The organism is Arthrobacter sp. SX1312 (genome assembly GCF_002929295.1).
Taxonomy (GTDB): domain Bacteria; phylum Actinomycetota; class Actinomycetes; order Actinomycetales; family Micrococcaceae; genus Arthrobacter_D.
Window position 1 is genome coordinate 474368 of record NZ_PJIM01000003.1, and the last position, 20385, is coordinate 494752.

Here is a 20385-nt window from a genome sequence, read left to right on the forward strand (position 1 = left end):
GTCCGGGAAGGTGCTGGATGATTCGATGTACCTACTTCATCCTGGTCTGGGCAAGCGATGATCCGTCAGAGGTTCTTCGACGTAGCTGCGGTCCACGTTCTAGCGAGAAGGTCGGGGTCCGGGCGCCACGCCGCAATAGCGGGAATGACGGCTAGCTTGCGCCCGTCATAGTCCCGGAGGAGTCGGTCGACGGCTTCATCAGGGCCACTGTTCATGATCGAGCGTGATACGTGAATGGTCAGGTCATCGGCCACCGCGAGCAGGCCGGCGTCGAAGGCCGCGTGGTGGTTCTTGCACAAAGCGAGTCCGTTGATGACGGAGGCGATGCCGTGGTCGTCCCGGTCGGGAACGATATGGGCTGCATCCAGCAAGCCGGCGATACTAAGTCCGCACACCGCGCACTGACTGTTGTAGGCCTGAAGCACGTCCCGACGGAATACCGGCTGATGCAGTCGTTGCCGTGTCGTCCCAACGGTCCACCGACGTTCGTACTCCGGAGCGATACCAGCCCGCAGGGAAAGGTAGGCCCCGCTGACGTCGAGGTCGAAGACCCGGTCACGATGCAGGTAGCGGTGCACATACACCGGGAACACGGCCTGATACGTGCTGTCACCCATGGGGGCGAGAACGACCAGCGGGACGCATGTCTCCAGGGCTGATAGCAGGCCCTGATCCGCCCTGGCCGTCCTGCCCTGCTTCTCGTGCGGGTATCGGAGCATCCCCGCGTCATCAACAGCGCGGGCGAGGCCAGTGCCCGAGACCGATGGTGACAGTGTCAGGGAGACCGGGATGTCGAACCCCGGGGGGATCACCGTTCCGTGTGAGGACGGCAGGATCGCGGCCGGCTGGCCGTCCACGGTATGGCCGACCAGATCATTGCGGGTGAACAGCCGGGTTTCGTTGTCCTCCAACCGCTCTAAGATCCGCAGCCGCCGGGCCGAGGCTTGTGCGCCCTCCGAGGATGCGCCCGTGTAGGGGTCTCCCCGCCAGGCACGGAACGTCGCGATCTCGGAGGCCGGGAGTACCGTCCGTGGATCCCACTCGGTGATCAGCCACATGTACCCCTGGGCGGTGAGCAGGTCCGCGACGGGCAGTGCGTTGGCGGATGCGATCGTCCTGAACTCGTCCAGGGACCTCCGGAAGTTCTGGTAGTCCAGATAAGGGTTCACATCGTTCCGGGTGGCCGGCCAGCCGATGGTCCGCCAGAACCTACGGACCGCCTGTGGGCGGTAGGGAGGACGATCGGCAGCTCCACGCCCCATCAGCAGCACCGACGCCACAGCCGTGCCGACCCCGGGGGTCAGGCCCGCACTATGGGTCCGCAGGTCCCTGACGAAACGGTTGAAGGATGATTCCGAGAGCCTGCCGTCCCATAGAAGTCGAAGCAGGGGTGCGAGCACCTCTGGTCTTTTCTTCGCGGCACGGACGAGCTCGTCGGTGTAGCGCCAGTTCAGCAGGTTCGAGCCCGCGAACGCGCCCGCGAACACCGCTGCCCACCCGGGATCGTCGGCCTGGAGCAGGTCGCGGGCGGCCGCCAGTTTCGCCGCGGATTCCACCTTGTACGTCATCTCTTCGTCCGCGAAGTCGATGGTGGGAAGCATCTGCTTCACCCACAGAACAGACTCGACGAACCTTTTCCTGTGACCTGATGCCGGCATTGCATCAGCTTAGGCTTCCTGCGCAACAAGCGCCCCCCCTGTCAAGGACAATAACGACAGCGCCCTCCGAAAAGACATTGAAAGCCCTGCACTGACGACTCAGGAGAATCGCTAAGGCCTCCCGCTAATCGCCAGCCCAGCCTCCCGAGGCGCATATGGCAGGGTGGGTGCATGCCGGATCTGAAACTCTTCCACATCGACCAAGGCCAAGCCACAGAACTGACCTCGCGCGCTGTCGCCCTGGAACAGGATCTGCAAAAACTCATCGAAGCGAACATGGAGACCATGTTCGGTGTTCGTTTCCTTGCCCGCGAGTACAGCACCGGCAAGGTCCACCGCGGCAGGATCGACTCGCTCGGCCTTGACGAAAACGGGTCCCCGGTAATCCTCGAATACAAACGCGCCGTCAACGAGAACGTCATCAACCAGGGCCTGTTCTACCTCGACTGGCTGATGGACCACCAAGGAGAATTCCAGATCCTCGTCGCGACACAGCTCGGAACGGAGGCCTCCGAGAGCATCGACTGGTCAGCGCCCCGGCTGATCTGCGTCGCGAACGACTTCACCCGCTACGACGAATACGCGGTGCGCCAGATCAACCGGAACGTTGAACTTGTCCGGTACCGGGACTTCGGCCAGGACCTCCTCGCCATCGAACTCGTCACCACAGTGACCACAGAAACCACCTCCACCAGCAGGAAACCGTCCAAACCACCGGTGCCGGGCCCGGGGGCCGCTGCTCCAGCGAAGAAGGTGACGCGCTCCAAGACGGTGAGCGAGCTCCTCGCCCAAGCCGACGACAAACTCTCTGCCCTGTATGACCAGTTCGAAACCTTCGCCCTCTCCCTCGGCGACGACGTCGTGAAGAACGAACGATTCCTCTACTTCGCGTTCCGCCGGCTCAAGAACTTCGCCTGCGTCGAGGTCCACCCCACCTCGAAGAACCTGCTCATCTACCTCAAACTCGACCCGAAAACCGTCGAGCTTCAGGAGGGGTTCAGCCGGGACGTCAGCAACATCGGACACTTCGGCACCGGAGACCTCGAGCTAAGGATCAGCGATACCACCTGGTGGCCGATCGTCGAAGAACTGACACGCCGATCCTACGAAGCCAACTGATGTCCCAGTCAGCGGCACCAAGGAAGGAAGAGGGATGACGTATTGGTACGCGGCCCAGGGCGTCGTTAGAACCTTCGACGCGTCGATCGACGAGGGCATCCTGTGGACGTGCCCACGACGGCCAGGGGAGACAACAAGCGAGGACCGCACCAATATTCTCAAAATGGTCGAGGGCGACATCGTCTTCTACCACTCCAAGAGTTACCTACGCGCAGTCAGTGTCGTCACCGCCAGCTGGAGGGACGCGCCCCGCCCAAGTTCACACCGCCCAGGACGGGACGGCGAGGAAGACGACGGATGGCTCGTCAAGGTTCAACCCTTGGAAACCGGCCTCAAGCTCTTCTACAAGAACGTCGCACAGCTCATAAAATGCGGCTCGCCGGGACCATTCAACGCAGTTGGGGCACCTCGACAAAAGTTCCTGTCCCGTCTAAACGACGTGGACGGGAACAAGCTCTTGCGACGCCTCGGCTTGGAGTACGTGGATGAAGGGTTGTACGGCCGGCCCTTCACTGAATGGTTGGGTGACAACACTGATGGGCTTTCCATCTCCACCATCCGCAACGAACAATCAGCGTTGCGACGTCGACTACTGAAAGGACGCGCTGTCGCGCCGTGCTCCTTGTGCCAGGCAGAGCTTCCAGCCCGCCTACTCGTTGCAGGGCACATCAAGCCCCGAGCGTCCTGTAGCGAACAGGAGCGCAAGGACTACCGGGCCGCGATGCTGATTTGCAGTCTGGGCTGTGACGTTATCTTCGAGTGGGGTTACATCGTCGTAAGCACGGACGGCCGAATGGAGCCTGGGATACCCGCCGAGACCCTGCCACTGGAAGCCGCCGTGGCAGAACTGAGCGGCCAACGGTGCACCGCACACGACGAGGTCACGGCCCCAAGATTCGAATCCCACCGACAGTTGAGAATTGGCTAGCTTCATCAGTGACATCACGACCGGGTGAGCAACTAATTCTCGATTAAGGGATTTGTCGGAGCCTCCTCAGAGACACGGGACCAGAGCCTCTACGGTCTGGTAGTGGTCCGAAACCTACGAGCGAAAGGCCGGCCCAAAAGACGTTTTGCCTTCGGATGACAATCGCTAAACCATCACAAGACTGAGATGGAGATGCAACATTTTGATATCCACCGGTGGATGGACTCTCCACCCCGTTTACACTGTGACTGCTGGCAACTAAATTCGACGGAAGAAGACTGGATGGCCTCGGTAGATGCTCAAATATACAGCGTAGGGGCAACGATCTCAGACACCATCGACGCCCTGGCACATGACCGAGGGCTTCTGTCCCGGAATGTGATTAAGCAGCTGCGGGACCTGGTCGAGGCGGCGGCCGTCCGCTTCCACAAGGGCAACGGCAACGTCGAGTTTCACTACGACTTGACCCACGAGGCAATCGAGTGGGTCGGGTCCACCGGTAAGCAGACCAATTTCATCTACCGGTTCCACAAGTTGCTTCAGATGAGCGCCTCGCACTACTCTTTCGATGCCGACACCGCAGAGCGGTTGATGCTCAAGTACTACGAGTACCTGCTCCGCATGCGAACGCTGCTGCAGCAACAGTGCGGTGTGGAAATCCTGAGCAACCTGGAGAAGTTTCCGATCGACCTTGATCCGGCGTTGAGCCACTACCACCACAAGATTGCCGAGCGGATCACGGCTGTCCACGCGCTTCCGGCCAAGCAAGGAAACAGGAATCGGTATTACGTGAACAAGGTTCGGCCGTTCTTCACAGATGGTCGGATCCTTTACGAGGTTACCTTCTCCACCATCTCGGACCGCCGGAATAAATTCGACCGTATTATCGCCTTCACGGACATCGACATGACCGACAAGTACGCAGCGCAGTTGCGCCTGCTGACTGACGAGATCGAGGTCCTTGGACAGCGTATGCCAATCGTGATCATCCGTTCATGGAACGTCTCTATCCGGCCGTGCGAGTTCGACAACTTCGCCAGAATCTTTGGTCAGTCAACCTCCACGACCTCCGGCAGCTCCGAGTACCTGCGGCTGATGGACTTCCTTACTGATACGTCCGCCAGCCTTCTCGACTTGGTGCACATGAGCGACGCCCGCTATGCCCACATTAAGAGCGTGGCGACTCAGCGAATTCAGAAGCCACAGATCTTCCCAGCCCTGGATGCAGCCCGTGAACTCGTGAGATCAGACAAACCCGGAAGCAACGTCGTTCGTTACCTGCTGCTCTCCATGACGAACCGGGTCATTAAGGACCAGTGCGAATCGGAGCCACACCGGTGGCTGTCAGGCCTTCGTCTGGCGCCGGGCTGCAGTCCGTTCGACGATATGCCCTTCTGCGCGATGCCACGAAAGCACGTTCCACACTTCGGTGACCTGATGGCAAGCCTTGACGCACGTGAGCGCAAGCACGAATTTTTAGCGCGGCGAATCAGGAATAACGTCGAGCGACATGGCATGCTTTACACGCCGATGCGCGACGTCGAGGACCTGGGTGACGTGGACGAACTAATCAAGGTTCACAATCGGACGATTCCGCCGACCCCCCGCCACGCGACCCGGATAATTGAGAAGGATAAGAGCCATATCTTCATGCACGGATATGAAGACAGCACTGTCGAAATTATCGAGAAGCTCCAGAGCTTTGCCTCATCAGGCGTGAACGGCTATGAGGCCGCCGTGGAACGATGGCTCGGTGAGACTCAGCACGGGATCGATGACGACGCCAAGCGTGACGCACTCAAGTCTCTCTTTTCCAAGTCCAAAATTGCTCTGATTTACGGCGCTGCCGGCACTGGCAAATCTACAATGGTCGGTCATATCGCTAGTCACTTCAGCGACAAGAGCATGCTCTTCCTGGCGCACACACACTCGGCCAAGGACAACCTGGAGCGCAAGGCTGGCACTCAGAGGTCCGCGTTCCGTACCATCAAGAGTCATCTCTGGCAGAGCGATGCCCAGGAGTACGACCTCCTCATCATCGATGAGTGCAGCATCGTGAGCAACGAAGACCTCTTGGACGTCCTGAAGAAGACCAGCTTCAAGCTGCTGGTGTTGGTCGGTGACGTCTTCCAGATCGCCTCGATCCAGTTTGGCAACTGGTTCAACATCATCGGCGACTTCGTGCCCAAGACTTCCGTATTCGAGCTCACCAAACCCCACCGGACGGATAACGAGGCACTGCTCGATTTCTGGTCCAAGGTCCGCCACCTCGACGATGGCATCGAGGAGACGATCGCCCATAACGGCTACGCCACGGACCTGAATGAATCCATTTTTGAGACGCGGCACAATGGTGAAATCATCCTCTGCCTGAACTACGACGGCCTCTACGGAATCAACAACGTAAACCGTTTCCGGCAGAGTGCCAACTCCGGCAAGGCAGCGGTCTGGGGAGTCAACACCTACAAAGTCGGGGATCCGGTGCTCTTCAACGACTCCGAGCGGTTCAAGCCCTTCATCTACAACAACCTGAAGGGCCGCATCGTAGACATAGTGGTCCATGAGGACCATGTTCAGTTCGACGTGTGGCTGGACCGTACCGTTACCGAGTTGGACGTGGATGGGGAGGACCTCCGCTACGTCGCGGAGTCCACGGTCAGCTTCAATGTGTACTTGCAGGGCAGCACAGATGGGGACGATGAGACGTCCTATACCTCAATACCATTCCAGGTCGCCTATGCCGTTTCGATCCACAAGGCACAGGGCCTCGAGTACGACTCGGTCAAGGTAGTAATCACCGCTACTAACGAGGACGACATCTCGCACAACATCTTCTACACGGCGATTACTCGGGCACGCGAACACCTCAAGATTTACTGGTCTGCAGAAACGCAGAAGGCTGTGCTTGAGAAGCTGGAACACAGCAGAAGCGGCAAGGATGTGTCCCTGCTGAAAGCAAGGCGATCTGTAACCCCTCTGCGCTGAAGGTCTGTGCGGATTAGGGTCATTGGAGGGACGTGTGTCAACGGGCTGGATTGCTGCCTCGCCGCTTCGCTGCAAGCGCGAGCTACTCCGCTAGCCAGCCTCAACATCTCCTGTTGAAGTTTTATGTCTGGATTACTGAGGCGCCTTTTGCTCAGGTAAACGAATTTGGAGGCTGCGTACCTGTTCCTTCACACGCCGTCTCAAAGTGGACAATAAAACGGACATTTGCGGAAGTTCAGCTGCTCGTGCGGTACTCACGAGAGCTTGAAGTCTGCATCCGGGCCCATAGCCTCCCTGATCCGGTTTCCCGCCGCCTTGTAGGAGCCCCCGATGGCATCTAAGGCGCTCGATGCGGTTTAGTCCTACACGGCCCAAATGGAAGCTTGTGGCGCCACGGGGCAGCAGAGGCCTCTCACGACAAAGCGTGAGAGGCCACTGCGGTTAGCTAGTCGTCAGCGTGACGCTCTAGGGCTTCCTCATATGTTTCGTCCGGAACCGGGGCCGCGTTGATGATGTCTTGACGTTCGGAGGGGCTTAGCTCCTCCCTCGCCTCAACGGCGTCTACCCAGGCTTGGTATTCCTCGTGGTTCTTGTAGTCGTAAACTTCGGACACATCAGACCTCTCGTCAGTGATGGAAGAACTGATGGAGACAGTTCCTCGTGAGACTTTATCGGGGAAACTTGCGCTGCCTTCCTGGTTGCCCGCTGCGGCCCTGCGCCCCGTGGTTGCAGCCTGCCGTGCGGCACCTCCGGCGTATCGATCGCACTCCCGGCCGGACGCGCTGCCCACGAAGCATCGTCTTCGGCCAGCTTGACGTCTTAGGCCTGATGCAATTTCAGGTGTGTCAGCTGCGTCGGGGTACGCGTTACTCCCCAGCTGTTTTCACACAACCTCGGGGCGGAAATGCGCGCGGTAAGGCGAAGTCTACGACCAGAACAGGGCATCACGCATTGACGTCATTGGGACTGCTGAAGGTTCGGTTTCCATCTAACCTGTGAGGACTTTGTCCTCCTGGAAGGATGGCCATCATGGCAAAGCCGTATCCGGAAGAGTTTCGTCGCGAGGTTGAGGACGGGGTCCGGCCAGGAGTGGCCACTTCGTTAGTGGACAGGGCGGCGCCCCTCCCCTTAGGTCGACAGAAGTGCTGTTATCGGCGGTGATAGGAAGAGGGACCCAATACGACTTTGCGGAGGGCGACAGAGTGGTCATCGTGTGCCGCATTGAACCCGGCCTTATGCAATTCAGCCACCTACTCGACACGATGGTGAGTAGGTGCTCTGCTGTTGCGGGGACAGGATTTGAACCTGTCCCCTTCGGGTTATAAGCCCAGCGAGCTACTGAACTGCTCCACCCACGGTGCAAAGACGACCTTACGCGCTCCTCGGTGTATACACCATCAAGGCCACCCTGGGACCGGGGCGGTTGGGCGGTTTCCCGCCGAGCCAGTCACGTTGAGGGATTGCGAGAGTGTCCCGCGCCCGGAGACCTCACGTCGAGCCGACGGTGGATGTGCACAGCCTCCGACAGAGCGGGTTTGGAGTCATCCCACTATCGAGTCGTGGACCCGATAGTCACTGTCAGTGGCACTGCGTACAGCGGCAATCTAGACGCTCTTGGCCGGCGCCTCGAGAGCATTCCTTGACTTGTCCCAGCCGGGGAGCAACCAGGTCAGGGTCTCCTGCCGGTCGGGGCGGCGCGTGCCCTTTCGTTGCCAGGTGCGTTGTCGGCCCAACCAGACCGCAAGGACCTTCTCGCCCGGGTGGCGCTGCGGGTCATAGATAGGAAACCGTTCGGACTCGTCCCGGAACTGCCGTACCTGCTCGAGGCGCAGACCCCACAACTCCTCCGGGTTTCCCTTCCTTGCACCGACCCACTCCCCCAACCTGTTCAGGGCGTCGATCTTGTCCTGGGCGAGCCGTCCGGCGTCGTGGTTTCGCCGCTGGTTCTCCAACCACCGGTACAGCACCCGGGCCTCCATACTGTCGTTCTGAACCGGCAACCCACCCGCCCTGTCCACATATGCGCTCATGGCGGCGTAGTGCTCCCACCACACCTGCTCCCGGCTCCGCCGGAAGCGGCGCCGGTCGCGGCTGCGTGCGGGCTGGTCATGGAGTACCCAGCACCGGTCGAACCACTCCGAATGCCGGCCAATCTGCCGGTCGATGGCCCGGTGGACGCGGCAGACATCGACCCTGCACCACGAGGCGATGAGCGCCGGCGGCACCCCGCGGGAGTACATCAGCAGCCACTCCTGCTGGCTCCCACATGCTCCCTGCGGGTACTCATCCCCCGCCAGGGTCAGGTCATCAAAACGCATGACATTCCACGCTTGCCCCATCAGCCACCGCTACCCCTACTGTCGAAGGACCGAGCCCGACACAGCTGCACGATGCCTGCCTTCGGAAAGGATCACAAATCGAGCATGCCCCTACTCCGTCAGACACAAGCGGTATGCGATGCATGACGCGAGAGTAGCCAACTTTCGCAACGGGTCGCGGGACCGAGCACCTTTGCCTGCGGGGTCAGGCGCCGACAGGTGCGCCCAGGGTGTCTGCCATCTCCCACCAGAGCCGGTTCACCTCGACGTACCGGTCGGTGGAGTCGAGCGGCTTCGCCCACGGCTTGTCGATGATGTAGTGGATGTTCTTCACCGACGCCGGATCCCAGACCGACGGGTGCTGGTGCGGCACGGTCTTCAGCGCGTTGTACACGTAGGGCAGCGGACGCCAGCGGTCGCTATAGAACTCGTTGAGGAAGTCCTGTTCGGCGAACGGGTAGTGCGACAGATCGTCCACGCCTGCCAGCCGAGCCACCATGTCTGCGAGAACGGCCTCGTCCGGTGACAGCACGAGTAAGCCGCCGTTCAGGTAGTTGTCCGTCGCGTCCGGTTCGGTGACGTGGTCGCCGCCCCGGCAGTGCGTGTGGAAGCAGGTCTTGGGTGTCCAGCTCGGCGGATAGCTTGCGATCCGGTGGGGTTGCACCGGCAGGCGTGGCAGGTGCCGATGGCCCCGTCAGCCAGGTCCAGCGAGAACAGCTCATCCATATTCCGGGTCACCAGCATGTCGGCGTCCAGGAAGACGACGCGCTCGAACTCCGTGAGGCCCCAGACGGCTAGCTTCGTCCACACCTCCGCGAACCGGGAGTTGGCGTAGCTGTCCGCCGCCCCCCCCCCCCCCCGGATGGACGCAACGGTGCCACATCGCGCAGGAGGCACCCGTCGTCCTGCAGGAGGCGCCGGGCCTGCTCGTCAATCCCCTCAGTCACCATGACGACAAGGGGGGCGGTGCTGCCGGAGGCCGCCAGCGAGGCCCGCAGTGTCCGGACCCCGATCAGGTAGTCGGGTTGAGTCAGCAAGGTCACCCAGGCATTCATCGGTGGTGCTCCTGTCCTAGTGGCCGGGTCGAGTCAGTCGAGTTAGTCGAGTAGCGCAACGGTGAATGCATTCGCGAACCTGTGCTCCGGATCCAGCGTCTCGCGCACCCGGCGGAAGGCTTCCCACTGGGGGTAGAGCGCCGGCCAGTCGTACAGGGACTCGTCGAAGTACTTGCCCCAGTGGGGCCTGCCACTCTCCTCGGCCAGGGCCCGTTCCACCGCTCGAAGGAAGCTGTTCCCTCCTCGGACAGCGAACCGTCGGCCGCGTAGTAGACCACGAAGCCGAAGTAGCAGGCGTCCTGGCCGTTGGACGGGCTCAGCCATCCGTCGGACGCGCCGGTACAGCGGAGGATAACCGGGTAGTGCATCCGGGGACGCGTCTCTGCGTGCCAGTCTCTGATCTTCCTGATCACCGCCCCGGCCTGCGCCAGCGGGATGCCGATCTCGACGTTGATCTGGGGGTCGCGATCCCCCGGCAGAACACCTGGTAGATGTCGCCCGCCGGGTCTTCTGCCCTAGCCCGCACCATGAGGTCTTCTAGCAGCCACTTCTTGTGTGATGTGCCCACGCGGCCTAAGGTAGGTACATCCTGTCCGTACTAGTTGTACGCACCCCTCCGTCAGCAGACCCCTCCCGCACAGAGAGAAGATTCGCCAATGGCAGCCGAATCGCTTCCCAAGTCCCGCATCCCCCTCTTCGACGGCATGAACCGCATCCCCGGCGGCCTCATGCTCATCCCCCTGATCCTCGGCTCGATCGTCGGGACGTTCACACCCGGATTCCTCGAACTCGGCAGCTTCACCACGGCCCTGTTCGCCGAGTCGGCCCTTCCCCTCATCGCCGTCCTGATCTTCGCCACCGGCATGCAGATCACCGCGAAGGCCTCGGGCCCCGTGCTCGCGACCACCGGCGTCGTCCTGCTGTTCAAGACGATCATCCCCGCCGCCCTCGTCGCGGGCCTCGGCCTCGTCGTCGGCATCGACGGCATCCTCGGGATCTCGATCCTCGCCCTGCTGGCCAGCTTCGACAACAGCAACGGCGGCCTCTGGCTCGCCTTCACCGGCCGCTACGGCGACTACCGCGACCGTGGCGCCTACATGGCCTCCGCCATCAACGACGGACCCTTCTTCACGCTCCTCTTTCTCGGCATCTCGGGCCTCGGCAACATCCCGTTCCTCACCCTCCTCGCCGCCGTCATCCCGCTGGCCCTCGGCTTCATCGTCGGCAACCTCGACGCGAAGTGGACCGAGGTCATGCGGCCCGTGCCGAACATCGTCATTCCGTTCTTCGCCTTCGCCCTCGGCACCGGCATCGATCTCCGCAACGTCATCACCGGCGGCCTCAGCGGTATCTTCGTCGGCCTCGCCGCCACCCTGATCACCGGCACCCTTGTCTACTTCGGCTACCGGTTCATCCTCCGCCGCGGGATCAAGTCGGGCATCGGCATCGCCTCCGCGACCACGGCGGGCAACTCCATCGCCACGCCGGCCATCGTCGCCGCCGCGGACCCGACCTTCTCCCCGTTCGTGGAGGTCGCGACGGCGCAGGTCGCTTCCGCCGTCCTGGTCACAGCGATCTTCGCGCCGCTTCTCGCCACCTGGGTGCTCAAGCGCCAGGGCGGTCTGGACACGGACGACGCCGCCGTGGTCATCCCCACGTCCGCCTCCGACCTACCTCCCGCCGGAGACCCGTCCGCACCCGCCACCCGGACTCGTCGAACCGGACAGGACGGCGACGCGTGACCGAAGCACGGCACGCACCGATCGTCGGCATCGCCGCCGACGACGTCACCGGTGCCACCGACTCCGTGGTCCAGTTCTCCCGCGCCGGCTGGTCCTCCCGGCTGTTGCTCGGCGAACTGCTCCCGACGTCGGCAGTGCCGGGCGGCGCGCTGGCCATGAACTCCGACGCCCGGGCCCTGGACACGGCGAGCGCCCGGACGGCGACGGCCGGTGCGGTGGCCGACCTCGCCGCCGCCGGAGCGGACCGCCTGTACCTGAAGATCGACTCCACCATGCGCGGCAGCGTTCCGGCGCAGGTGGCCGGGGCGCTCGACGCGTGGCAGGAGCGGCACCCCGGCTGCTTCGCCGTCGTGTGCCCCGCCTATCCGGCTATGGGACGGACCGTCGACGGCGGCCTGCTCCGCGTGCACGGCGAACCGGTCGAGGACTCCCCCGCGGGCCACGACCCGGTGACCCCAGTGCCCACGAGTGACTTCTCGCAGCTCCTGCCCGGGACCACGACCATCAGCCTCAGCGGTGCACCCGAGCAGGACGCACAGGCACTGCGGGAGGCGGCGAACGGCCGTGTGGTCGTGGTGAATGCCACGTCCGACGACGACCTCGACACCCTCGCGGCGGCCCTCGTCGTCGCCGGCTCCATGGCGATCCCCGCTGGGTCCGCCGGCCTCGCCGCTGCAATGGCCGTGGCTTGGACGAATGCCGGAGCTGTGCGGGCTCGTTCGGAATCCGCCCCCACTGCTCAGGGGCAGCGGATCGTCGTCGTCGTCAGTTCCCTGCACGACGTCGCCCGCGCCCAGACCAACCACCTGCGCACCAAGCTGGACCCCACCGACCTCCGCGTCCTGCAGCCCGACGCCGCCCTCCTCGACCAGCCGGACCGGCTCGCGCAGTGGACGGCCGGCGAACTGGCGGCACCGGACACCCTGCCGCGCATCGTCGTCGTCCTATCCCCCGAGGCCCCGGGTGACACCGGACTGCGACTGAGCGGTGCGGAGATCGCGCGCAGCCTTGCGTCGGTCGTGCAGCAGACGCTCGACTCCGCCGAGGTCGGAGCCCTGGTGCTGGTCGGTGGGGACGGTGCACGCGCCGTCCTCGACGCGTCCCGCGCTCAGGCACTCCGCATCACCGGCGCCATCCAGGAGGGCATCCCGGTCGGCGTCGTGGAAGGCGGGACCGCGGCCGGCAAGATCGTCGTGACGAAGGCCGGCGGCTTCGGGCCGGTCCATGCCCTGCTCGACACCATCACCGAACTCACCACCACTCTCGCGCAACCCACGGAGGCATACTCATGAGCATCCCCACCCTCGCCGTCACCATCGGCGACGTCGCCGGCATCGGGCCGGAGATCACCGCGAAGTCCCTCCTCGGGCATGACGACGTCCGGCAGGAGTGCGTGCCCGTCGTCATCGGAGACGAGGCCGCCATGCGCCAGGGCGTCAAGAACGTGGGCGGCGATCCGGACAAGGTCCGCGTCCTGGACTCGATCGAGGACGCGACGAACGAGCCCGGCATCATCGAGCTCCTGCAGACCGGACCGTCACTGGCCGACGTGAAGCTCGGCGAGCTGAGCCCCGCCGCAGGTGACGGCTCCTACCGCTTTGTCGTCGAGGCCTGCCGCCTCGCCCGCGAGGGGAAGGTGCAGGGCATCGTCACCGCGCCGCTCAACAAGGCCGCGATGCACGCGGGCGGGCACAAGTGGCCCGGCCACACGGAGCTGCTCGCGCACGAGTTCGGCGTGGAGAACTTCAGCCTCGTCCTGTCCGCGGGCGACCTCTACTTCTTCCACCTCACCACCCACGTCTCCCTGCGCCAGGCCATCGAGGACGTCACGCCGCAGCGCACCGCCAATGTGATCGAGCTCGTCAGCGCGTTTACGAAGGCGCTCGGCAACCCGGACGAGCCCATCGGCCTCGCCGGACTGAACCCGCACGCCGGCGAGAACCGCCTGTTCGGCGACGAGGACGCGGACATCCTCGCCCCCGCCGTCGCCGCCGCCCGGGAGAAGGGCATCAACGTGCATGGGCCCCTCCCCGCGGACGCGCTGATCCCCGCGGCGGTCAAGGGTAAGTGGAACATGGTCATCGCCTGCTACCACGACCAAGGCCATGCACCCTTCAAGGCGGTCTACGGCGACGACGGCGTGAACATTACCGTCGGCCTGCCCGTCGTCCGCGTCTCGGTGGACCACGGCACGGCGTTCGACATCGCCGGCCAGGGCATCGCCCGCGAGACGAGCCTCGTGCTGTCCATGCGCCGCGCCGCTGCACTGGCGCCGGGCTGGGACCACGTCTGGCGGACCGCGCAGAAGAACTAGGAACGGACGGGGGCCCGGGGCGGAGCAGGCAATAATGGCTGGAATGAAGACGCCTGACGCCCCGGGACGCCCGCTCGACGCCGACAGCGGCGAACCGCTGCACCTCCAGGTCCGCGGGCACCTGCGGGCGCAGATCATGAACCACTCGCTGCCGCCGGGCACCTCGCTGCCCAGTGAGGCCCAACTTCAGGTGCGGTACGGGGTCTCCCGGTCCGTGGTGCGTCAGGCCCTCGGCGCGTTGGCTGATGAAGGGCTGATCGAGCGTGGACGCGGACGCGGCAGCACCGTGGCTCCTCGGCGGGAGCACCACCGGCTCGTGCACCAGACCTCCGGGCTGTCGGCGCAGCTGGGGAGCACCGGGGCGAACGTCGGTACCGAGGTGCTCTCCCTGGCGGTCCAGGACGCGGATGCATCCACCGCGGTGCTCGGTACCGAGCAGGTGCTGGCGCTCGAGCGGCTGCGCACGGCCGACGGCGTCCCCATCGCCGTCATCCACACCTGGCTCCCGGTCCCGGCATTCTCCACGCTGACCGCGGAGGATCTCCACGACGCGTCCCTCCATGCCGTGCTCGGGGAGAAGTTCGGTGTGCAAATTGCCTCCGGGAAGCGGCAGATCCGGGCAGTTTCCGGTGATACGGACCTGCTGCGGCTGCTGGAGCTGGAGGCGTCGTCGCCCGTACTCCTGCTAGAGGGTACGAGCTTCGACCAGGACGGGCGGCCCGTGGAGGTCTTCTCCACCTGGCACCATCCGGACCACGTGGTGTTCGACATCGACATCCAGAGCGAAGCCGCCGGGCTGGACCCGGCGGGCGGCCCGCCGTCGTCGCCTGCTGCCGACACCCCTGACGCGGTCGCCGACCGGGCCCGCCGGCTCGGCGCGGAACTGCTCGAATTCGCCGACGACCTGTCGCACCACGGTTCGTGATGACGGTGGAAAGCAAGCGTGCTAATCGCTGGAGTCCTGGGTCGGTGCGCCAGCGGTCGCCGCGAGATCCCGCAGCATGCAATCGTGCAACTCGCGGGTGGCCGTGGCCAGGCCGACTCCGGAATAGATTGAATCGAGTCCTCCGAAGTCGGTGAAGATCCCCCCGGCCTCTCTCATGATGACCGGCATAGGAGCCACGTCGAAGGGCGAGACCGTGAAGTCGATCATCGCGTCCGCTTGTCCGGCCGCTACGAGCGCGTAGCCGAACCCGTCTCCCCACGTACGGATGACGCCGTCCTGATTCTGGATTCGGTCGATAAGTTCGGCCGGCCAGTCCTCGAGCCACGTCGAGAGGACATAGGCTCCGTGCACTTCGCGGCGGCTCGACGTTTCCAATCGCCTGCCCTGCCCATCGAAGCATCCACGGCCCGACTGGGCGTAGACCAGACGATTCAGGCTGGGTAGGGCAATGGCGCCGAATTCGATTCCTTGGGCCGATTCGTACGCCAGGAGCGTGGAGTACAGCGGCACACCATGGATGAAGGACTTGGTGCCATCGATCGGGTCCATGATCCATCGGCCGCCGGATGTCCCCTCCACCTCTGGGAATTCCTCACCCAGCAGGCCGTCGTCCGGGAAGTGACGTGAGAGCTCGTCGCGGAGGTGTCGCTCCACGCTGCGGTCGGCCTCCGTAACGGGAGTTCCGTCGTCTTTCTGTTCAACGCGGAAATGTGCTTCGTCGAACCAGGATCGGGCCATGTCCGAGCCCGCCTCGAGGATACTCAGAGCATTCTGAAAGCGTGCATCAATGGTCATCGTGCGTCCCTCGTTGAAGATGGTTGATTGTGGCTCAGCGCGACCTGCACACCGGCGGGCATCCCGCTCCGCGAGAGCACCACGCCCCCGAATCCGCCCGGACTGACCGGTCCTGCCATGCCAACGCGGCAGACCATCACCCTGTGAACCGTCCCTCACGACGGTCTGAGGACCACGCAATGGTCTACCCGCTTGATCCATAGGGTGGGGCCCCGCATGGGCCTCATCTCGAGGGATACCCGGGTCCTCCACGACGAAGGTCGTTCCGCGCAGACCGCGCGTCTCTTTTCGCGCGCCCTCGCCGGATGCGGACACCGAGGAGAAACACCCAGCTCGGTACGTAGATCCATGATCTTCACGCTTCTCGGTCAGACAATGCGGCGGCACTACGGCCATGGTGGCTCCTCGTGCTGCGAGTCGGAAAGAAAAGCGTCTGGACAGCGGGTGTGATCTAGATCATATACTGGGCGCTAATTCCGCGAAGCCTTCCGGCGAGAGAATTCAATGGTCCATTCAGATGTACCAATGAGGATTGACGGCACCGTCGATCGCCTTTTGATGCTGATGGCTGAGCTGAATGACCGCGGGGAATCAAGGCTCCCTGCCGAGCGGATCTTGGCGTCGCAACTCGGCGTGGCCCGCGGAACCCTGCGCAAGGCCCTGGAGTGGCTGCAGAGCGAGGGAATCGTGGAACGTCGGGTGGGCCGCAACGGCGGAACTCTCGTCCGGCAGGAGCACCCCGCAATGCAGTTGGGAGGACTGGACCCGCATGCTTCACTCAAGGTGCACCGCCAGTTGCACCGAATTCAAGGCATCCCGGCGCTGCTGGGCGAGCAGGGGATTCGGTCGACCACTCGCGTACTCAGGACTGAGGAACGCGGGGCCAACACCACAGAAACCGCCACCCTTGGCCTTAGTCGTGGAGCGCGGGTCCCTGGTCATCCTGCGCCTTCGCCTGGCGAATTCCGTGCCGCTCTCGCTTGAGCAGATGACGTTGCCGGCCGCGCGGTTTCCAGACCTGCTCGATCGCTCGTTGAACTCGTTGTACGAAATGTTCGAGCGGGACTACGGCGTCACCCTGGCGGCTGTGGACGAAACCATCAACATCTCCCTGGCCAGCGCGAGCGTCGCCCAGCTGCTGAAGGTGACCATTGGGACGCCACTGTTCGACATCGACCGGATCTCGCGGGACGAGTCAGGTGTACCCGTTGAGCTGTCGCACGACCTCTTCAACGCCACTCTCACCACCCTTACCCACACCGCGAACCGTTGCGCGGAGACCGTCGGCCTGGACCATCAGCGTTCTCTCATGATGGAGCCAGTTTCCTCCGTAGAGCGACGGCTGCGGAACCGCGCCTAACCATCAAAGGAGAAGTTTTATGCCTGTTCAGGAACGGCTTTCGGAGTTCACGCGAATGCGCGATCTCAAGGAGATCCAATGGTCCGGCCCCATTCCCCAGCTGCCCTCCCCTAGCTGGTGGGCCTCCGACAACACACTTATCCGTGGCCGGAGTGAGGAACATGGCCGGGTCATCGCCAAGGTGATGAGTCGCCATGCGTGGTCCTGGCGCAACCGCCACGGCATGATCCAGGCAGCGGTGGCAGCCGGCGAGAACGGAATCGGCCCCAGAGTCCACGCCTACGACGAGGAAATCGGCATCCTCCTCGTGGAGGAGTTGGCGGACGACTGGCGCGTGGTGCGCCTGGACTACTACGCGGACCCTCAGTTCCGCTCGAACCTACTCAGCGCGCGTAGAACCTTCGCTGCACTCGATCTGAACCTGGCCCCACGCAGTCCCATCGCCGACCTTATCCAACTCGAGGAGGAGTGCCGCGATCGAGGAGTAGCTCTCGATCCACGGGTTACAACCGGCGTCGAGCACCTGCTGCGCTTCAGGGAGGTACTGCTCGAGTACCGCAGAGGCGTCGAGCTCCGACCCTCGCAGGGCGAAGCGACCTCGTCCAATCTGATGGTCCATCGGGACGGCCAGGTGAGGATCGTCGGCTGGGGCTCAGCCGCACAGCTGTCCCAGGTCCATGACACGGCCCTCCTGGTCTCCGAGGCATGCCCCACGGTACTCAGCGCGGAGGCACTGATCCGGGAGGTGATACCGGAGGCCACGTCCAGGGACATCGCCGTGGTGCAGGCTATCTCGCTCATCGAGCACCTGCGGTGGTCCCTGCTCACCTCCCTGCGCGCGGCCACCGACCCGGACGAGAACCTCGACTCCATCAAGTACGGACTCTGGCACATGACCCTCGCCGAAATCGCCCTTGCCGACCGTAACTTCATGACCGAACTAGAAAAGGAACTGTCCTGATGACTACCCAGACCGACATCGATACACTCTCGGACAGCTCCAGCCGCAACCCGGACTGGGCAGGATCCACACCGGTCGTCAATCCAGTCCCTGGGGGCCTGACGAACCACAACTTCCGGCTCTCCATGACCGGGATCGAGCACGAGATCTTCGCCAAGATCCCCGGCCCGGGCACGGAGGCGTTCATCGACCGCTCGGTGGCCAACGCAGCCGCCCGTCAGGCCGCCGAGGTCGGCATCAGCCCGCGCGTCCTGTTCTTCGACGCCGAGACCGGGATCGAGTATTCCGAGTTCCTCGGGGAGGGTTATCGAACCGCGACGACTCTCGACTTCCAGAGCATGGAGCTTCTGGAGAAAATCATCGACATCTACCAGGCGTGGCACCAGACGCCGCCACTACCTCAGACCAAGACGATGTTGGACATGGTGGACGAGCACCTGGATCAGGTTCGCAGTTCTGCGATCGCCCTGCCCTCCTGGGCTGACGACGTCGTCGAGGCTTACGGTCGCGCGGCCAAGCGCTTTCGCGCCTCCGGGCTGACCCTTGTCCCCGCGCACAATGATCCGATGCCGGGCAATTTCCTGCTGGGAGACGACGGATCAGTGAAGCTGGTCGATTTCGATTACGCAGCCAACAACGAAGTGACCTACGAGCTTGCTCTTCTTTTCACCGAGATGTTCACCAGCGTGGACGATACCCGGGTACTCGTCCGTCGCTACCGGGGCAAGGACGACGAACCGTTCTTCGCTCGTGTCATGGTGTGCCGCATGATCTGTGATACCAAGTGGGGGCTGTGGGGCCTGATCAACAATGCGGTCCGGGATGAGGAATTCGACTACTACAAATACGGCACCTGGAAGCTCTACCGCAGCTTTCTCGTCTCGAAGCACCCACAGTTCGAAGAGTGGCTGGATCTGATCTGATGGTCAGCGCTGACGACCGGGACGGGCTCCTGCGTACCTTCAGTGCATTCTCCGAGATCGGAGCGAAGAACGGTGGCCTCCATCGCCTGACCGGCACACCGGCGGATGGTGCAGCCCGGAGTCTTCTGACGTCCAGCTTCCGGGAACGCGGCTACACAGTGGCACGTGACGCGGTCGGGAACCTTTTCGGGTTGGTGTTCCCACCGGGCGAACGGCCCACGATCCTTCTCGGCTCACATCTGGACTCGCAGCCGGACGGCGGACGATTCGACGGACAGACCGGTGTGGTGATCGCACTGTGGGCAGCACGCGTTCTCGAGCCGAAGATCCGGTCAGGTGAGCTGCCGTTCAACCTGGGCGTGGTGAACTGGACCAACGAGGAAGGCGCCCGGTTCCAGCCGAGCGTGCTCGGTAGCAGCGTCTTCACCGGCCGCATCCCGGTCCAGGCTGCTCTTGGCGCGACAGATTCTCGCGGGACCACGCTCGGAGAGAGCCTGGCCGGGATCGATGCTCTGGGGACTGACGAGGTTCCCCTCCCCTCGGCTTACCTCGAGGTCCATGTTGAGCAAGGGGGCGTACTCGAACGCGAAGGTGTGGACATCGGCGTCGTGGAGGGCGCGTGGGGTGCTCTGAAACTGGACGTCCAGGTCATCGGCCTGCAGACACATACTGGTCCGACCCCTATGGCGGAGCGCGTTGATGCGCTGTACGCGACCGCACTCCTGGTCACTGCGGTGCGCCAAATGGGCCTTGATCAGCCCGGAGGTCGCCTCCACACGACGGTCGGTTCTCTCCGAATCACTCCCGATTCGCCGAACTGCACCCCGTCCGAAGTCCGCTCCAAGGTCGAACTGCGGTCCGACGACCCCACGATCCTGACCGCTTCGAGGACCGAGCTCGAAGCGGTCCTCGAGGAGATCGGCCGGGTGACTGGAGCGAGCCTGGAAGTCTCTGCCGAGTCGCTGCGTGAGACAACGCGCATGTGGCCACAAGGCCCCGAGATCCTGGAACGAGCAGCGACCGGCTGTCAGTTGTCGAGCCGCCGCATGAAGACTGTCGCCGGACACGATGCCCTCGTCATGAACACCGCAGTACCGAGCGTGCTGTTCTTTCTTCCCAGCGTGGGCGGACAGACTCACAACTGCCGCGAAATGACCCAGGAAAAGGACCTGTTGAATGGGCTCAGCGTGATGGTGAAGGCGGTGGAGACCCTGGGAGAAACCTACGCAAGCAGCCCCGAAGGCGATAAGAATCCAGCCTCCTAGGACAGCGATGAATCTA

General features: G+C 63.4%; 18 protein-coding genes, 1 tRNA gene and 1 pseudogene. 12 read left to right on the forward strand and 8 right to left on the reverse strand.

Features of this window, described 5'->3' with window-relative positions:
- Positions 1–65: 65 nt before the first annotated feature.
- Complete coding sequence (locus CXQ92_RS15335; protein WP_258070019.1) at positions 66–1601, reverse strand: HNH endonuclease; 1536 nt, start codon at positions 1599–1601, stop codon at positions 66–68.
- Between the two features lie 228 nt (positions 1602–1829).
- Between CXQ92_RS15335 and CXQ92_RS15340 the strand changes: the two genes are divergently transcribed.
- The 3 genes from CXQ92_RS15340 (at position 1830) to CXQ92_RS15350 (ending at position 6690) form a co-directional block, all read left to right on the forward strand.
- A complete protein-coding gene (locus CXQ92_RS15340; RefSeq protein WP_104168607.1) occupies positions 1830–2777 on the forward strand; it encodes an endonuclease NucS domain-containing protein in 948 nt (315 codons plus the stop codon).
- A gap of 34 nt (positions 2778–2811) precedes the next feature.
- Positions 2812–3705 carry a hypothetical protein gene (locus tag CXQ92_RS15345; RefSeq protein ID WP_104168608.1) on the forward strand — a complete coding sequence of 298 codons (894 nt, stop codon included), beginning with the start codon at positions 2812–2814 and terminating at the stop codon, positions 3703–3705.
- A 282-nt stretch (positions 3706–3987) separates the two neighbouring features.
- Positions 3988–6690 carry an ATP-dependent RecD-like DNA helicase gene (locus CXQ92_RS15350; RefSeq protein ID WP_104168609.1) on the forward strand — a complete coding sequence of 901 codons (2703 nt, stop codon included), beginning with the start codon at positions 3988–3990 and terminating at the stop codon, positions 6688–6690.
- Positions 6691–7975: 1285 nt separating this feature from the next.
- On the opposite strand, the gene CXQ92_RS18260 is transcribed toward CXQ92_RS15350, so the two are convergent.
- The 6 genes and pseudogenes from CXQ92_RS18260 to CXQ92_RS18895 all read right to left on the reverse strand — a co-directional run.
- Positions 7976–8046: transfer RNA gene (locus CXQ92_RS18260), tRNA-Ile, on the reverse strand.
- A gap of 248 nt (positions 8047–8294) precedes the next feature.
- Entirely contained in the window at positions 8295–9008 is a 714-nt protein-coding gene (locus CXQ92_RS15355; protein ID WP_181033694.1) for a helicase associated domain-containing protein, read from the reverse strand.
- Positions 9009–9213: 205 nt separating this feature from the next.
- Complete coding sequence (locus tag CXQ92_RS18445) at positions 9214–9672, reverse strand: glycosyltransferase (RefSeq protein ID WP_219815762.1); 459 nt, start codon at positions 9670–9672, stop codon at positions 9214–9216.
- Positions 9555–9905: a glycosyltransferase gene (locus tag CXQ92_RS18890; protein ID WP_368784585.1), complete on the reverse strand. Its 351-nt coding sequence runs from the start codon at positions 9903–9905 to the stop codon at positions 9555–9557. Before CXQ92_RS18890 ends, CXQ92_RS18445 begins: the two co-directional genes overlap by 118 nt.
- Before the next feature lie 200 nt (positions 9906–10105).
- Positions 10106–10387 carry a D-arabinono-1,4-lactone oxidase gene (locus tag CXQ92_RS18740; protein WP_258069985.1) on the reverse strand — a complete coding sequence of 94 codons (282 nt, stop codon included), beginning with the start codon at positions 10385–10387 and terminating at the stop codon, positions 10106–10108.
- Positions 10327–10542, reverse strand: a pseudogene (locus tag CXQ92_RS18895) (D-arabinono-1,4-lactone oxidase); the annotation flags it as partial. The pseudogene CXQ92_RS18895 and the gene CXQ92_RS18740, both read right to left, overlap by 61 nt.
- Before the next feature lie 177 nt (positions 10543–10719).
- Between CXQ92_RS18895 and CXQ92_RS15370 the strand changes: the two are divergent.
- The 4 genes from CXQ92_RS15370 to CXQ92_RS15390 are packed head-to-tail and all read left to right on the forward strand — an operon-like array spanning position 10720 to position 15044.
- Complete coding sequence (locus CXQ92_RS15370; RefSeq protein ID WP_104168611.1) at positions 10720–11805, forward strand: 2-keto-3-deoxygluconate permease; 1086 nt, start codon at positions 10720–10722, stop codon at positions 11803–11805.
- The gene (locus tag CXQ92_RS17905; protein WP_181033695.1) at positions 11802–13097 is read left to right on the forward strand and encodes a four-carbon acid sugar kinase family protein; all 1296 of its coding nucleotides are present in this window, start codon (positions 11802–11804) and stop codon (positions 13095–13097) included. Before CXQ92_RS15370 ends, CXQ92_RS17905 begins: the two co-directional genes overlap by 4 nt.
- On the forward strand, positions 13094–14119 hold the full coding sequence (pdxA, locus tag CXQ92_RS15385) for a 4-hydroxythreonine-4-phosphate dehydrogenase PdxA (RefSeq protein ID WP_104168613.1): 1026 nt from the start codon (positions 13094–13096) through the stop codon (positions 14117–14119). The genes CXQ92_RS17905 and pdxA overlap by 4 nt, the downstream gene beginning before the upstream one ends.
- 43 nt (positions 14120–14162) lie before the next feature.
- Positions 14163–15044 (forward strand): GntR family transcriptional regulator, encoded by an 882-nt coding sequence (locus CXQ92_RS15390; protein WP_181033696.1) that lies wholly within the window; start codon positions 14163–14165, stop codon positions 15042–15044.
- A 21-nt stretch (positions 15045–15065) separates the two neighbouring features.
- On the opposite strand, the gene CXQ92_RS15395 is transcribed toward CXQ92_RS15390, so the two are convergent.
- Entirely contained in the window at positions 15066–15860 is a 795-nt protein-coding gene (locus CXQ92_RS15395) for an inositol monophosphatase family protein (protein ID WP_181033697.1), read from the reverse strand.
- A gap of 525 nt (positions 15861–16385) precedes the next feature.
- Here CXQ92_RS15395 and CXQ92_RS15400 point away from each other — a divergent pair.
- The 5 genes from CXQ92_RS15400 to CXQ92_RS15420 all read left to right on the forward strand — a co-directional run bounded on the left by CXQ92_RS15400 (position 16386) and on the right by CXQ92_RS15420 (position 20369).
- Positions 16386–16844, forward strand: coding sequence for a GntR family transcriptional regulator (locus tag CXQ92_RS15400; RefSeq protein ID WP_181033698.1), 459 nt, complete (start codon positions 16386–16388; stop codon positions 16842–16844).
- Positions 16768–17220 carry a GntR family transcriptional regulator gene (locus CXQ92_RS15405; protein WP_258069986.1) on the forward strand — a complete coding sequence of 151 codons (453 nt, stop codon included), beginning with the start codon at positions 16768–16770 and terminating at the stop codon, positions 17218–17220. Before CXQ92_RS15400 ends, CXQ92_RS15405 begins: the two co-directional genes overlap by 77 nt.
- A gap of 184 nt (positions 17221–17404) precedes the next feature.
- Positions 17405–18181 (forward strand): hypothetical protein, encoded by a 777-nt coding sequence (locus tag CXQ92_RS15410; protein WP_146067486.1) that lies wholly within the window; start codon positions 17405–17407, stop codon positions 18179–18181.
- Positions 18181–19104: a choline/ethanolamine kinase family protein gene (locus CXQ92_RS15415; protein WP_104168618.1), complete on the forward strand. Its 924-nt coding sequence runs from the start codon at positions 18181–18183 to the stop codon at positions 19102–19104. Before CXQ92_RS15410 ends, CXQ92_RS15415 begins: the two co-directional genes overlap by 1 nt.
- Complete coding sequence (locus CXQ92_RS15420) at positions 19104–20369, forward strand: Zn-dependent hydrolase (RefSeq protein WP_104168619.1); 1266 nt, start codon at positions 19104–19106, stop codon at positions 20367–20369. Before CXQ92_RS15415 ends, CXQ92_RS15420 begins: the two co-directional genes overlap by 1 nt.
- The last annotated feature ends 16 nt before the right edge of the window (positions 20370–20385 follow it).